General features: G+C 61.0%; 12 protein-coding genes. 8 read left to right on the top strand and 4 right to left on the bottom strand.

What is annotated here, in order from left to right; translation table 11 throughout:
* Positions 1 to 10 precede the first annotated feature (10 nt).
* Genes PH558_RS20565 through PH558_RS20575 form a run of 3 tightly spaced genes read right to left on the bottom strand, consistent with a single transcriptional unit; the run spans position 11 to position 3,866 of the window.
* On the bottom strand, positions 11 to 1,048 hold the full coding sequence (locus PH558_RS20565; protein WP_285206213.1) for an ABC transporter substrate-binding protein: 1,038 nt from the start codon (positions 1,046 to 1,048) through the stop codon (positions 11 to 13).
* Between the two features lie 11 nt (positions 1,049 to 1,059).
* The gene (locus tag PH558_RS20570) at positions 1,060 to 2,238 is read right to left on the bottom strand and encodes an LLM class flavin-dependent oxidoreductase (RefSeq protein ID WP_095438656.1); all 1,179 of its coding nucleotides are present in this window, start codon (positions 2,236 to 2,238) and stop codon (positions 1,060 to 1,062) included.
* Positions 2,239 to 2,261: 23 nt separating this feature from the next.
* The gene (locus tag PH558_RS20575; protein ID WP_285206214.1) at positions 2,262 to 3,866 is read right to left on the bottom strand and encodes an ABC transporter substrate-binding protein; all 1,605 of its coding nucleotides are present in this window, start codon (positions 3,864 to 3,866) and stop codon (positions 2,262 to 2,264) included.
* 288 nt (positions 3,867 to 4,154) lie between these two features.
* Between PH558_RS20575 and PH558_RS20580 the strand changes: the two genes are divergently transcribed.
* The 7 genes from PH558_RS20580 to PH558_RS20610 all read left to right on the top strand — a co-directional run bounded on the left by PH558_RS20580 (position 4,155) and on the right by PH558_RS20610 (position 11,845).
* The gene (locus tag PH558_RS20580; protein ID WP_285206215.1) at positions 4,155 to 5,144 is read left to right on the top strand and encodes an ABC transporter permease; all 990 of its coding nucleotides are present in this window, start codon (positions 4,155 to 4,157) and stop codon (positions 5,142 to 5,144) included.
* Positions 5,141 to 6,145, top strand: a complete 1,005-nt coding sequence (locus tag PH558_RS20585; protein ID WP_350223817.1) for an ABC transporter permease — start codon at positions 5,141 to 5,143, stop codon at positions 6,143 to 6,145. Before PH558_RS20580 ends, PH558_RS20585 begins: the two co-directional genes overlap by 4 nt.
* Positions 6,142 to 7,137 carry an ABC transporter ATP-binding protein gene (locus PH558_RS20590; protein WP_285206216.1) on the top strand — a complete coding sequence of 332 codons (996 nt, stop codon included), beginning with the start codon at positions 6,142 to 6,144 and terminating at the stop codon, positions 7,135 to 7,137. Before PH558_RS20585 ends, PH558_RS20590 begins: the two co-directional genes overlap by 4 nt.
* Entirely contained in the window at positions 7,115 to 8,050 is a 936-nt protein-coding gene (locus PH558_RS20595) for an ABC transporter ATP-binding protein (protein ID WP_285206217.1), read from the top strand. Before PH558_RS20590 ends, PH558_RS20595 begins: the two co-directional genes overlap by 23 nt.
* 14 nt (positions 8,051 to 8,064) lie before the next feature.
* Entirely contained in the window at positions 8,065 to 9,123 is a 1,059-nt protein-coding gene (locus PH558_RS20600; protein ID WP_285206218.1) for an aldo/keto reductase, read from the top strand.
* A gap of 61 nt (positions 9,124 to 9,184) precedes the next feature.
* A complete protein-coding gene (locus PH558_RS20605) occupies positions 9,185 to 10,420 on the top strand; it encodes an acyl-CoA dehydrogenase family protein (RefSeq protein WP_285206219.1) in 1,236 nt (411 codons plus the stop codon).
* Positions 10,421 to 10,423: 3 nt separating this feature from the next.
* The gene (locus PH558_RS20610) at positions 10,424 to 11,845 is read left to right on the top strand and encodes an FAD/NAD(P)-binding protein (protein WP_285206220.1); all 1,422 of its coding nucleotides are present in this window, start codon (positions 10,424 to 10,426) and stop codon (positions 11,843 to 11,845) included.
* Between the two features lie 61 nt (positions 11,846 to 11,906).
* On the opposite strand, the gene PH558_RS20615 is transcribed toward PH558_RS20610, so the two are convergent.
* Positions 11,907 to 13,523: an ABC transporter substrate-binding protein gene (locus tag PH558_RS20615; protein ID WP_285206221.1), complete on the bottom strand. Its 1,617-nt coding sequence runs from the start codon at positions 13,521 to 13,523 to the stop codon at positions 11,907 to 11,909.
* 317 nt (positions 13,524 to 13,840) lie between these two features.
* Here PH558_RS20615 and PH558_RS20620 point away from each other — a divergent pair, with 317 nt between their 5' ends.
* The gene (locus PH558_RS20620; RefSeq protein ID WP_285206222.1) at positions 13,841 to 14,851 is read left to right on the top strand and encodes a LysR substrate-binding domain-containing protein; all 1,011 of its coding nucleotides are present in this window, start codon (positions 13,841 to 13,843) and stop codon (positions 14,849 to 14,851) included.

Raw genomic sequence — 14,851 nt, forward strand, 5'->3', positions numbered from 1 at the left:
ACAACGTCGTTCAGGCGACGGCGCGTTCGGCAAAACCGTCGAGATGGCGGCGGTCCACCCACTCGCCAATATCGAAATCGCCGGCCAGGAAGCCGAAGTCGCGCAGGAAGTTCTTGTAGTGTTCGACGGCGCCGACGAGTTCCGGTTCCAATCCCAGGCCGAGATGGCGATGGATTTCCGGCCCATTGGCGGCAAGAACCTGCTCCTCCGTCGCTCCGGATTCACGCGCCACGAAGCGGCGTGTTTCTTCCGGATGGGCCTCCGCCCAGGCGTTCGCCTTGAAAATCGCCTCGATCAGTTTCCGCACGAGATCGGGACGCTCGTCGGCCAATAGATCATCGACGGTCAGCACGCGCGGCGAGCCGGAATTGATGCGGATTTTCGGATCGGGATGAAAACCGAATTCGGCAACCTGGACCGCGCCGATGAGATTGGCGACGTTGATACCGGCGGTTCCCTTGACGTAGATCGCGTCCACTTCGCCGCGCAGGAGAGCGGCGATCTCCTCGCCATAGGCCTGTCGGCGCTTGAGACCGAAGAGCGAAGGCCCTTCCTGGCTTGCGAGCACGGAATCGGTTAGCGCGATTTCGATGATCTCGACATCATTGATGGATAAGCCTTCAAGCGACAGGGCCGAGATCAATCCCTTGAGCGCCGTGGCACGCATGAAGTCGACGATCCCTTCGGGGCGGCGGGCAATACCGAAGCGGCGACCCTTGAGATCTCTGGTCGTCTTGATACCGGTTCCCGGCAGCGTGATGATCGCCTGAAACTCGTCCGTCCATGTAATGCCGACAAGGCGCGTGCGACGGCCTTCTGAGCGCGCGCGAATGGGCGGCACGTTGCCGCCGTGGCGGAAGGACCAATCGAGCGTGTGGTTGAAATGGCTCTGGCGGATGTTGCGATCCAGAGAGTCGATAATAGATTTCAGCGTGACGCCTTCGCTGCGAAAGCCGTCTTCGAGATACCCGAGTTGCGCTGCAAGCCCCACAGGGGTCGGAACGGGGCAGCGGGTGTACCAGATTTCGGAAATGGCATTGCTGGTCATGATCGTTCCTTTCAGTGGCGCAGGCCGGCTTGTTTCATCAACGGCAGGACCTCGCTGCCGAAGAATTCAAGGTCATCTCGGAAATCGAAGAAGCTGAGCTGCAAGCCGTCGATGCCGGCCGCCTTCAGCTTGACGAACTGGTCGACCACCTGTTCCGGCGAACCGATGACGCGAATATTGCCGCCGATGAAGCGATAGGGATCCTGTGCGTCGCGGCCCTTCCAGGCATGGGCATCGGAATCCAGCGACTGGAAGCCCTTACGGGAACGCTGGTCGGCATGGGCGACGATCCGGTCGGCGAGTTCCCATGCCTCCTTCTCGGTCGGACGGCAAATGACCATCGGATTGAGCAGGGTGCGCACGCTGCGTCCGACATCGGCGGCGGCATCCTTCACCTTCTTGCTATGAGCCGGAAGGGAGGCGAGGGCGCTGTCGATGTCAGCACCGGTCGGGCTGGTGATGAAGACGATATCCGAGTAGCGGCCGGCAAAGGCGATGCCGGCATCCGAACCGGTGGCGTTGACCAGGATCGGGCGGCCGAAATTCGGTTTCGGTGTCACGTAGCCGCCGCCGAGCTTCCAGCTGCTTTCGCCTTCGAAGGAGTAGTTCTCGTCGTCGCTCCACAGCCGCTGCACGACCTCGAGAAATTCCGCCGCGAGCTCATAGCGCCTGTCATGCTCGATACGCTGCCAGCCGAACATTTCGTGCTCAACGGCCCTGTGCCCGGTGACGACGTTGATGCCCCACCGGCCGCCGGTGATATGATCGAGCGTAGCGCCGAACTTGGCAAGGTGCAGCGGATGCCATGGCCCATAAAGAACATGCATGGTGGAGATGAGCATGATCTTCTTGGTGAGGCCGGCAAGTGCTGCGGTCGAGACAAAGCTGTCGAGTGCGTGACCGTCGAAGACGCCGCCATAGCCGCCCTTGGGAAGCCATTGCGACAGGGCGAACACCAGATCGAAACCCAGTTCCTCCGCGCGCAGCGTCAGCGCCTTGTTGTAGTCGAAGCGCCAGTCGGTCGAGCGTTCCAGCGTCGACTGAGTCCAACCGCCGGCCTGGATCGGCAGGAAGAGGCCGAGCAGAACGGGTTGTTTCAGTGCCTGTGACAGCGGGCTATCTGGAAAATCGGTCGGCGCAGCGAATTTCGGCAGGCCCACGATAGAGCCGGGACGATGCTGGATGGACATGGCGTTTCCTTGCTTTTGGTGCTTCAGGCGGTTGCAATGTAGGCGTAGGCAAGGCTGCCGGCGATGCCCTCGCCGCCGAGCGTGTGGTCGGCAATACGCTTGTTGTAGATGGTCAGTTCCGGCTGGCTGACGATGTCGAGCGCCGGCAGATCCTCGACGAGAATCTCCTGGATCTCGCGCCATTGCTCGACCCGCTTCTGGGGATCGACTTCGATGGCGGCGGCCTCGAGAAGTGCGTCGACCTTGGGATTGCTATAGGCGGAGCCGTTGGAGAAGGGCACGCCCGGCTTGAAGTTCTTGCTCCAGTAAAGCCGTTGCACGCCGACCGTCGGATCGAAGAGATTGCTCATTCCTTCATAGGCGAAATCGAAATCGCGATCGGTGTAGATGCGCTTGGTGTAGGTGGCGAAATCTTGGGCACGCACTGTCACCTCGACGCCGACCTTGGCGAGCGCCTGGCGGATATATTCCGAGCCACGGCTGTAGGGTTCGCCGCTCGGCACATAGTCAAGATTGAGGCGCAGGCGCACACCGTCCGAACCGCGCGGATGGCCGGCCTCGTCGAGCAGCTTCTCCGCCGCGGCAAGGTCGATCGGATAGGTCTTGAGATCGGCGACAAACCATTTCGCCAGATTGGGATTGATTGGGCCGGGAATCGGTTCGCCATAGCCGTAGTTGATGGTGTTGCGGATCACCTTTCGGTCGATGACATGCGCGAAGGCCCGCCGGACGCGAACATCCTTGAACACCGGCCTTTCCAGGTTGAATTCGATACGGCTGACGCCATTCGAATATTGATAACCCCTTGTTTCGAAGGCGAGGCTCGCCACGCCCTTGAGGCGATCGAGATCGCTGAGCGGAACGGGCGTCGATGGCGCCAGATCGATCTCGCCGGTCTCAATCGCGATTGAGCGTGCGGCGGCGTCGGGAATGAAGCGGACGATCAGCTGGTCGAGGTAGGGACGAGGCTGGTCCCAATAATCGGGATTGCGCTCGTACACGATGTGGCTGCCGCGTATCCATTCCTTGAACTTGAAGGGGCCTGTGCCGACCGGCGCCAGATTGACGAGATTTTCGGCGACCTTCGTGCCTTCATAGAGATGGCGGGGAACGATTGGCGATTCCGATGCGGCGAGCGCGGTAATCAGATAGGGGGCCGGCTTGGAGAGAACTAGGATCGCCGTCAGGGGATCGGGTGTTTCGATCTCGACGAGGTTCAGAAAGGTGTTGCGTCCGCGTGGGTGGACATCTTTGAGCGTCTTGATCGAGAAGACAACGTCATCGGCGGTAAAAGGCTTGCCGTCGTGCCATTTGACTCCATCGCGCAGCTTGAAGGTGTAGCGTAGCCCGTCATCGCTGACGGACCATTGTTTGGCGAGCAACGGCTGCGGATTGAGATCGAAATCATAGGTCAGCAGCCCCTCGGTCACCTTCGGCGAGACATAGACCGAATTGAAGGCCGTATGGGCGATCGTCGTCAGGACCGGCGGCTCGGCCGAAAGCAGAAGCGTTGCGGTGCCGCCACGCGACGGAGCCGCATGGACTGTTGTTCCCGTTACGGCGATCGCACCGAGCGCTGCCGACGAGAGCAGGAAACTCCGGCGTGTAATTGTAGAAAGTCTGGTCATCTGAAGTTGCCTCACCCGTCTAAACTCGTGTTGCCGTGTCTGAACGGCCGTTGGTTTTATGTTCTCGAAGGGAGCGGTTCTCGTAGGTTGCTTTATTACCTTGTGCTCACTTCTTGGGAAAATTTATGCGCAGTATCCTAATTACTGCAAATATATTCTAATTTACGTCATCGATTTGAGAAATTTCAGAAATATCTACCGATATCGATTTGACAAAACCTACAGATTTAGTCAACTACTATTGCGATGCAGCGCTTGAAATTTCGGTGGCGCTGCCGAGGAGTTTCTATGTCGGCTTACATGCGGATAGGACGAACGCTACGCCGGACGGCGGTGCAGGCAGTGCCGACGATGCTGGGCATCGTCATCCTGAATTTCTTCCTGCTCAAGCTGGCGCCCGGAGACGCGGCCGATGTCATGGCAGCCGAAGCCGGCTCGGCAACGGTCGAGACGATGGCGGCGCTGCGCGAGCGCTTCGGCCTGGACAATCCGGTCCTCGAGCAGCTCGCGAACTATCTGAACAATCTCGCGCATTTCAGTCTCGGCTTTTCGCCGCGCTACGGCATGCCTGTCGCCGATCTGATCGGCCAGCGATTGCCTGGTACCCTGACGCTGATGGTGGCCGCGCTCGCCGCCGCGCTCGCGATCGGCCTGATCCTTGGATCGCTGATGGCAACATTTGCCGGGCGGCTGCCGGATCGGCTGATCTCGATTATCTCCCTCCTCTTCTATTCGATTCCAGGTTTCTGGATCGGGCTGATGTTGATCCTGCTGTTTTCCGTCAAGCTCGGGTGGCTACCGAGCGGCGGCGACAGCACCATCGGTTCGCGGCTCACTGGCCTGCCGGCGCTGCTTGACCGGGCGCGCTACATGGTGCTGCCGGCCGTATCGCTCGCCCTCTTCTACCTGGCGATCTATGCACGGTTGACACGTGCCGCCATGCTGGAGGTCAAGTCACAGGATTTCGTGCGCACGGCGAGGGCAAAGGGCGTCTCGCCCTTCATGTTGACAACTCGACACGTGCTGCGCAACGCGCTGATCCCGATCACGACCATGGCTGGAATGCATTTCGGCGGCATGCTCGGTGGCGCCGTGGTCGTCGAGACGGTCTATAGCTGGCCCGGCTTGGGGCGGTTGGCCTTCGAGGCCGTCATGGCCCGCGATTTCAGCGTTCTGCTCGGCATCCTGCTGCTCTCGTCACTTCTCGTCATCATCGCCAATGCCACAGTCGACCTTCTGCAGGCCTGGCTCGACCCAAGGATCGGAGCAAGCCGATGAAAGCGCAGGAACTGAAGATCTATGCGGATCCGGCGCGTGATTTGAGTGCCGGGGAGGCTGGAACAGCGGCAAAGGCCGGACTCGCTCCCGAACGCCGTTGGACCCACATCCATGCGCCCGATGCCCGCACGACGGCTGTTTCGGCCCCGCGCTGGCAAGGACGTCGGCGTGAGCTGAGGATCTTTCTTTCCAACCCCAACGCGCTCTTCGGCATTGCCGTTCTGGCCGCCATCGTGTTCGCGGCCCTGCTTGCGCCGATCCTCTATCCTGGTGATCCCCTGGAGATGGTGGCGCGACCCTTTCTTTGGCCGGGCCAGAACCCGGCCTATCCGTTGGGAACGGATTCCATGGGGCGTGATGTGCTGGCTGGCATTCTTCATGGTGCCCAGATCTCGCTGACCGTCGGCATTGCCGCGACCCTGCTCGGTCTTGGCGCCGGCGTGACGGTCGGCGCGCTTGCCGGGTATTTCGGCGGCGTGGTCGATGACCTCCTCGTCAAGCTCATCGAGATCTTCCAGACCATGCCGAGTTTTGTCCTGCTTGTCGTGCTGGTGGCTATCGCCCAGCCGACCACGACGACGGTGACGGTCGCGATCGCACTCGTCAGCTGGCCGACGGTCGCGCGTCTGACACGCGCCGAGTTTCGCGGCATAAAGGAGAAAGACTATGTTCTCGCCGCCCGCAGCCTCGGCTTCGGCCATGCTCGCATCATTTTTCGGGAAATCCTGCCGAATGCTTTGCCGCCCCTGATCGTGACCTCGTCCGTCATGGTGGCGAGCGCGATCCTGATGGAATCGGCGCTGTCCTTCATGGGGCTTGGCGATCCCAATCGTGTCTCCTGGGGCTCGATGATCGGCGCGGGGCGCGATGTCATCCGAACCGCCTGGTATCTCACCGCCTTGCCGGGTCTTGCCATCGTCTTCACGGTGCTGTCTCTCAATCTCATTGGGGACGGCCTGAACGATGCCCTTAATCCGCGTTTTTCGGAGGAGCGTCGATGACGAGACTTCTCGACGTTCGCGATTTCTCGGTAGGTTTCGGGAGCGCTCAGCCCGTCAAGGGCGTCAGTTTCACCGCGGCGGCCGGCGAGATGCTGGCTGTTGTCGGCGAGTCGGGCTCGGGCAAGTCGCTGACCGCGCTCGGCCTCATGGGTCTCCTGCCCCGGCACGCCAAGACGGCGGGCGAAATCCTGTTCGACGGCCGCGACCTCCTGAAATTGCGCGAACGGGAGATGCGGAGCATTCGCGGGCACGACATCGCCATGATTTTTCAGGAGCCGATGACGTCTCTCAATCCCGTGCTGACAATCGGCGCCCAGATCGTCGAAGTGCTGCGCATTCATGAAAAACTGAGCGGCAGGCAGGCGCGTCAGCGCGCGATCGACCTGCTGGATCTCGTCAGCATTCCAGAAGCGGCAAAACGTATCGACGACTATCCGCACCAGCTTTCGGGGGGCATGCGTCAGCGCGTCATGATCGCCATTGCTGTTGCCTGCAATCCGCGGCTGCTAATCGCCGATGAAGCGACGACTGCGCTCGACGTCACGATCCAGGCACAGGTGCTGCAATTGCTCGATCGCCTGCGCGGTCAGCTCAACATGGCGGTCATCCTCATCACGCACGACCTCGGCATCGTCGCGCAATGGGCCGACCGCGTCGTCGTGATGTATGCGGGGCGAAAGGTCGAGCAGGGCCTGCCCGGTGCCCTGTTCGAGACGCCGTATCACCCCTATACGCAGGGCCTGCTTGCGGCCTCGCCGCGATTGAAGGCGGACTATCACTATCGCGATGGGCCATTGACGGAAATTCGCGGCTCGATCGTTTCGGCAACCGGCGAACAGGGCTGTTCCTTCCGGCCGCGCTGTCCGGTGGCGCGAGCGGCTTGCGCACAGTCCGTGCCGCCACTTGTCGAGATTTCAGCCGGCCGTGAAGTCGCCTGTCCCTATGTTCCAGCCATTGCGGAGAGAGCCCATGTCGCTTCTGTCGGTCGATAGGCTTTCGACGCATTATCCGGCTGCGGCCGGAACGGTGCGGGCCGTGGACGACGTCTCGCTCGAGATTCTCGAGGGCGAGACCGTAGCGCTGGTCGGTGAATCCGGCTGCGGCAAGTCGACGCTCGGCAAATCCCTGATGCGCCTCGTCGATCCCACCTCCGGGCGTGTCGCCTTCAAGGGGCGCGATGTCGCTGCGATGTCGGGTAAGGAGTTGCAGGCCATCCGCCGGCATATTCAGATGATCTTCCAGGACCCGTTCGCCTCGCTCAACCCGCGCCAGACGATCCGCGCGATCCTGACGGCGCCGCTCGCCGTCCACGGCATCGGTGATCGCAAGAGCCGCGACGCCATTGCCGCCTCGATGGTTCTTCACGTCGGCTTGCCTGCGGATTCGCTCGATCGCTATCCGCATGAATTCTCCGGCGGTCAGCGCCAACGCATCGGAATTGCCCGCGCCCTGATCCTGCAGCCGGAGCTCGTTATCTGCGACGAGCCCGTGTCCGCGCTCGATCTGTCGATCCAGGCACAGATCCTCAACCTTCTCGTCGAGATGAAGACGGAGCTTTCGCTTTCCTATCTCTTCATCTCCCATGACCTGTCGGTCGTGCGCTATTTCGCCGATCGCGTGCTGGTCATGTATCTCGGTCGCATCGTCGAAAGCGCACCGACGGTAAGGCTCTGGAGCGATGCCAAGCATCCTTACACTCGCGCGCTGCTTGCCGCTGTGCCTGATCCGTCGCGGCGCAAGCAGGCCGCCCCGATCACCGGCGATCTGCCGAGCCCGCACAATCCGCCATCCGGGTGTCGCTTTCACACGCGCTGTCCGCTCGCAACAGACATCTGCCGGAGCGTTGATCCGGCCTATCGGCAAATGGGCAGTGGCCACACGGTCGCCTGCCATCACGCACAATGAAATGGAGAAATGACATGGTCGACTATCGCTATCTCGGGCGCAGCGCCCTGAAGGTATCGCCTCTCACCCTTGGGACGATGATGTTCGGCGGCCCGACGCCTGACGACGTCGCCTTCCGTATCATCGACAAGGCCCGCGATCAGGGCATCAATTTCATCGACACCGCCGATGTCTATCATGATGGCAAGTCGGAAGAGGTGGTCGGTCGCGGCATCAAGGCAAGTCGCGATCATTGGGTGCTTGCGACGAAGTTCGTCAACTCGCACAAGAAGGGGCCCAATCTCGGCGGCCATTCCCGTAAATGGGTGATCGAGACGGTCGAAAATTCGCTGCGCCGCCTCAACACCGACTATATCGACATCCTCTATTTCCACCGCGCTGTCTTCGACGCGCCGCTGGAGGAGCCGGTGCGCGCAATTGCCGATCTCATCTGGGCCGGCAAGCTCAGGTATTTCGGCGTCTCGAACTTCCGCGGCTGGCGCATCGCGGAAATTTCGCATCTGGCCGACCAGCTCGGCATCGATCGCCCGGTCGCAAGCCAGCCGCTCTATAATATCGTCAACCGCACGGCCGAGGCCGAGCAGCTTCCGGCCGCTCATCATTATGGCCTCGGTGTCGTCTCCTATTCGCCGCTGGCGCGCGGCGTGCTGACGGGCAAGTATGAGCCGGGCAAGGAGCCGGCTGCCGATAGCCGCGCCGGCCGCGGCGACAAGCGGATCCTTGAAACCGAATGGCGTCCGGAATCCATCGCCATTGCCCAGGAAATCGCCGCGCATGCCGCGGCCAAGAAGGTGACGCCGACCGAATTCGCCATCGCCTGGGTGCTGAACAACAAGCTGATCACCTCGGCGATCGCCGGTCCACGCACGGAAGAGCATTGGGATAGCTACATCCGTGCTCTCGACGTCAAGCTGACCGCCGAGGACGAAGCTCTGGTCGACCGTCTGGTCACGACAGGTCATCCATCGACCCCCGGGTTCAACGATCCGAGCCATCCTGTCGAAGGCCGGGTTCCGGTCAGTGTTGCCGGCGATGCCGGAAATGTCGTGCCGCTTGCTCGCGCCGTCGCCTGATTGCCAAGCCCAAGGCCCCGCTTGAGCGGGGCCTTTCCCTTCCGGCGCAAAGAGCCTATTCATGCCCATAACAGCTTCATCAGCCGTGCCCTCCGTACCCGTTGAAACCAATCGGGCGACGTTGCTTGCAAGAATACCCGATCTTGCTGCGGAGATCGCAAAAGGCGCTGCGCGTCGAGACCTCGAACGCGAGCTGCCCCATGAGGCTTTCAAGCTGTTCAAGGAGGCGGGGCTTGGCACATTGCGCATACCGACGGCGCTTGGCGGCCCGGGTGGATCGGTGCTCGATTATATCGAGATGGTGATGACGATCGGTGCGGCCGATTCCAATGTCGCTCATGCGCTCCGCAGCCATTTCAACTTCACGGAAGCGCTGCTGCTCAATCCGAACAGTTCGGTCGATCGCACGCAGCTTGCCCGCGTCCTTAGCGGTAAGCTCTTCGGCGGCGCTCATACGGAGCAGGGGACGAAGCGCCCTGGCGAGGTCACCACGCGGCTCACGAAGACAGGCGAGAGCTACAGGCTCAACGGGCGCAAATGGTATGCGACCGGCACGGCATTCGCTGATTTCGCATCGTTCAGCGCCAAGGATGATGAGGACCAGCTCGTCAGCGTGCTTTTGCCCGTCGATCGAAAGGGAATCACCATCCTCGACGACTGGGACGGCATGGGTCAGCGTCTAACGGCAAGCGGTGGCGTGCTTCTCGAGGACGTCGAAGTTCTGCCGCACGAGATTTCAAGGCGTGGGCTGAGCACGCTGATCGGCAGGCACACCTCCACGCTGCGACAGTTGCACCTTGCCGCCTCGATGGCGGGCGCGGTCCGCGGCGCGCTGGCAGAAGGCACCGAATATGTACGCAGACAGGCGCGCTCGGCAGCTCACAGTGCCGCCGAAACGGCCAATGCCGATCCTTTCGTCCAGAAAATATTGGGCGAGATCGCGGCAAACTCCTTTGCCGTCGATACGCTGATCCGTGAGAGCGCCCGCGCGCTCGATCGGACGGCTGCGGCTTTTGCAGGCGACGATCCGCAGGTCTTGGAGACGGCGTTGGTCGAAAGCGCGCTGACGACGGCGCGCACCCAGATCGTCGCATCGCAGCTTGCCCTTGCTGCCGCGACCAACGTTTTCGAGCTCGGTGGCGGTTCGGCGACATCGCGGCATCTGAACCTCGATCGCCACTGGCGCAACATCCGTACGGTGCTCAACCACAATCCTCTGCTGCACAAGGCCCGGGTTGTGGGCGACTATTACATCAACGGCACCACGACGCATCTGGAAGAAGGCAAGGTCTTCTGAGCCATGCACATAGACCTGCATTCCCATCATTCCGTCGTCATTATCGGCGGCGGCTTTGCCGGTGCATTAACGGCGATCAAGCTGCTCGACAAGACGGAGGTGCCGCTTTCGATCACGATATTGGAGTCCCGCGAGGAGCTTGGGCGTGGGCTCGCCTATAGCACGACCGAGGCCGTGCATCTCGTCAATGGCCCCGCCGGTACCTTTTCGCTTCACCCGGAAGAGCCCGACCATCTCACTCATTGGCTGGCGGAGAACGCGTCACGTTACGGCTGGACGCCGCCTGTCGATATCGCAGGCAGTTTTCCGCCGCGCCACCTTTATGGAACCTATGTCCGCGATGAGCTGCACCGGGCGATATCGACAGCGCGTTCCGGATCGACATTCCGGCATGTCAGGGCCGCGGCGAGCCGTCTTGTTTCCGCTCCACACAGAGTGGAGATCACGACAAGTGAAGGCGAGACTATCGAAGCGGACGAGGTGGTTCTGGCCCTCGGCGTCTTCCAGCCCGATCTTGCGCGACAGGAGGCACCCGTCGCCCGTCATCCCGGTTTTGCGGCTTCTCCGTGGGATGCCGCAGCCCTCGATCGCCTTGTGGAAACAGACGAGATCTTGCTCATCGGCTCGAGCCTGTCGATGGTCGATGCGGTCGCGAGCATGGAAGCGCGAGGCTTCCAGGGCCGCTATCAGGTGATATCCAGGCGTGGCCAATTCATTGAGGATCGGCGCAATGCCGCGCTGGAGCGTGATTTCCTCGCGGAGAGACCGCTGCCGACCACCGCGCGGTCCTTGCTCTCGATCGTCAAGGCAGAGCGTCGCGCGTTGGCGGCCGAGGCCAAGGATTGGCAGGTGCTGCCGCTCGCCATCCGGCCCTACATTTTGCCGTTGTGGCAAAAGGCTGACGATGCAGAGAGATTGCGGTTTGCCCGTCACCTGCGGGCATTCTGGGATGTGACCGCGCATCGCGCCGCGCCTGACAGTTATCGCGCCGTCTCCAAGGCGATCGCCGAAGGCCGGCTCCGGCACCGGCCTGCGCGATTGCAGGCTATGAAGCCCGCCGGCCGTTTGATTGCGGCGACGTTGAAAACGCGCTCGGGTAGCGAGTCCCATTCTTTCGGCGGCGTCATCGACTGCCGTGGCCACCAGTTGCATGATTGGCGGCGCATTTCCGATCCCTTCGTCAGGAGCCTCATCGAAAGCGGAGAGGTTCGCCCGCACAGTACCGGCTTCGGCATCGATGCCACGGAGCAAGGCGATGTCATTTCGGAAGAGGGGCGTGTTCACCGCAACATCAGCGCCATCGGTCATCCGCTGCGCGGTGTTGCCTGGGAGTCAAGCTCGATCTCGGAACAGCGGGTGCAGGCGATTGCGCTCGCCGATCGTATTCTCGGCAAACTGACGCCACTCGCCCTTGCCGCCTCGTAAACAGATATGAAAGAAGGGGGCGCCGCATCGCCCCCTCAAGAAGATTGCGTTGCCTGCTGCTTCAGCCTTCGCCTTCCTTGATATAGACATCGGCAAAATTCGACTGCACGCCTTCGGCGCCGATCGTGTGGTTCCTGACACGCTTGTTGAAGACGGTGACGTTTTCGAGCGAGATCAGATTGATGACGGGCAGCTCGTCGGCGATGATCTTCTGGAAGTCGTTGAATTCCTGCTTGCGCTTTGCCTCGTCGACTTCGATCGAGGCTGCCTCGAGTAGCCGGTCGACCTCCGGGTTCTGATAGTGGCTGGCGTTGGAGAAGGGCAATCCGATCTTGAAGTTCTTCGACCAGTAGATGCGCTGCACGCCGAGCGTCGGATCGAACTGGTTGCCGAGATATTCCGCCGTGAGGTCGAAGGCGCGCTCGGTATAGACCTTCTGGATATAGGTCGAGAAGTCGTAGGAATCGATCCTCGCGTCGATACCGATGCGAGCAAGGTTCTGCTTGAGATATTCGGCGACGCGTTTGAAGCCTTCATTGTAGGAATTGTGCGTCAGGCGAAGCGCAAACCGAGTGCCACCGCCGTTTCGCTTATAGCCGGCTTCATCAAGCAATTGCTCCGCCGCCTTGAGATCGAAGGCATAGGGCTTGATCGCGGTATTGAGATATTGCGGCAGGAAGGTGCTGATGGGTGTTGGCGAGACGTGGCCATAGCCATACCAGACCGTATTGAGGATGACGTTGAGGTCAATCGAATGCGCGATCGCGCGACGCACGCGAACATCCTTCAAATATTCATTATCGAGGTTGAGGATGAGCTGTGTCTGGTCGCCCTTCGTCTCGTAGCCGCGGGAATCGATGCCGATATTCGGCAGCGCCTTGATGCGCTCGAGATCGGCCAGCGGGATGGGGTTATCGCTGCCAAGATCGAATTCACCGGTTTCGAAGCCGGCTGCTCGAGCGGCACCATCGGGCACGAAGCGAACCACAACCTGGTCGAGATAGGGTTTGCCGGCATCCCAATAATCGGGATTGCGTTCCAGGATGATATGCGAGCCGCGCACCCACTCCCGGAAGACGAAGGGACCGGTTCCGATAGGCGCGCCACCGTTCGGATTGGTCGGAACATCGGCGATCTTGACGCCTTCATAGATGTGTTTCGGCACGATCGGAGATTCGGCCGCATAGAGCGCTTTCAGGAGGTAAGGTGCTGGCTTGGAGAGACGGAATATTGCCGTCAGCGCGTCCGGTGTGTCGACCGCAATGACATTGGCAAACGTGCCTCGTCCGCGCGGATGAACCTGCTTGAGGAGTTCGATCGAATAGGCGACGTCGGCCGAGGTGAACGGCTTGCCGTCGTGCCATTTGACGTTGGGTCTGAGTTTGAACGTATAGGTGAGACCGTCTGAGGCCACCGACCATTCGGTCGCGAGCTGCGGCTTCGGCACGAGACCGAAATCGTAGGTGAGCAGACCCTCGGTGATCTTCGGGCTGATCTTCTGCGTGCCGCCGGCGGTATGGGCGAGTGCCAGGATGGTCGGGGGTTCGGGCTCGACGATGAAATTAAGCGTGCCGCCGCGCGGCGATGTTTCGGCTGCATGCGTCGCAACGGTTGGCAGAAAGGTTGCTGCGGTCGAGAGCAGAAGCAGCTGATTGAAACGGCGGCGGTTGATGGTCATTCGCTTTCCTTGCCGGCTGAACGGATCGGTCCTTCGGTGAACCGCTGGCGGAGATGTCCGCGATCGGCCCATCTTCGGGTGCCCGGCCTGCAAAACGGAAGAATGTTTTTCTGATCGCCCGAGAAAGAAAAGCTTCGCCGGATGCCCCCGAAACGGGACGGTCAAATCTTTTGTCTATTAAAAATATAGACTATTTTGCATTTTTAGTTTTTGCTTCCCCCATGCCGTCCGGACATGGAAGAAAATATCCATCCGCTTGCCGGTAAACGCAAAGCGCGTTCTCGTCTTGAGATGGCCGATTGTGCTGCAATCGGCTTATGAACACGATTGCCGACACACGGAGAAAATCCATCCAGCCGACCTTGGCGCGACTGCCGCCATTGACCTCGCTGCGCGCCTTCGTGGCGACCGCGCGGCACCTGAGTTTCCTTGGCGCCGCCGAGGAATTGCATGTCACCTCGGCCGCCGTCGGCCAGCAGATCCGGCTTCTGGAGGACTATCTGGGGCAGTCACTGTTTCACAGGGTCCGTGGTCAACTCCAGTTGACGGCTGCCGGCCTGGCGCTGGTACCGGGACTGACAAATGCGTTCGATGTGGTTCTGGCGACGATGACGCAATTCATCGCCAGCGATCACGATCTTCCGATCCGCGTATCGGTCGCGCCGTCCTTTGCCAGCAAATGGCTGATCCCGAGATTGGATGGTCTGAGGCAAGCAGCCCCTGGCCTGGAGATCCTGGTCGATGCCTCGACGCATTTGATCGATTTGAATACAGGCGACACGGATTGCGCCATCCGTTATGGCAGCGGCGTTTATCCCGGCCTTGTCGTCGATCACCTTTTCTCCGAGGCTGTCGTGCCGATCTGCAGCCCCGAATTTGCCGAGCGGCATTGGCTGTGGAACGGCCCGCAGGCGATCGAAGGGGTGCCTCTCTTGCACGAGGATGGCGCGGAGCATGATCATTCCTGCCCGGATTGGAATGGCTGGCTGCGTGCCGAAGGACTATCCCTGCGTTTGCCACAGGGCGGCTTCCGCCTCAGTCAATCATCTCTCGTCATAGATGCTGCGCTGGCGGGGCAAGGACTTGGCCTTGGGAAAATTCGCCTAGCGGAGGCCGAGCTGAAGGCGGGACGTCTGGTGACGCCCTTCGGCGGCTCGCAAGCCGTGAGCTTTTCCTATTTCTTCGTCACGACGCCCGCCAAGGAGCGTCTCATGCGCGTCGAGCTGTTCCGCAACTGGCTGCGGGCGGAGGTCAAGGTCGTGCGGACGATCGGCGACATCCTGTCGCGCAATATGTCGCGCAGGCTCGACATTGCCGCCGCCGAATAG

The organism is Rhizobium pantanalense (assembly GCF_030182525.1).
In the GTDB taxonomy this organism is placed as follows: Bacteria; Pseudomonadota; Alphaproteobacteria; order Rhizobiales; family Rhizobiaceae; genus Rhizobium.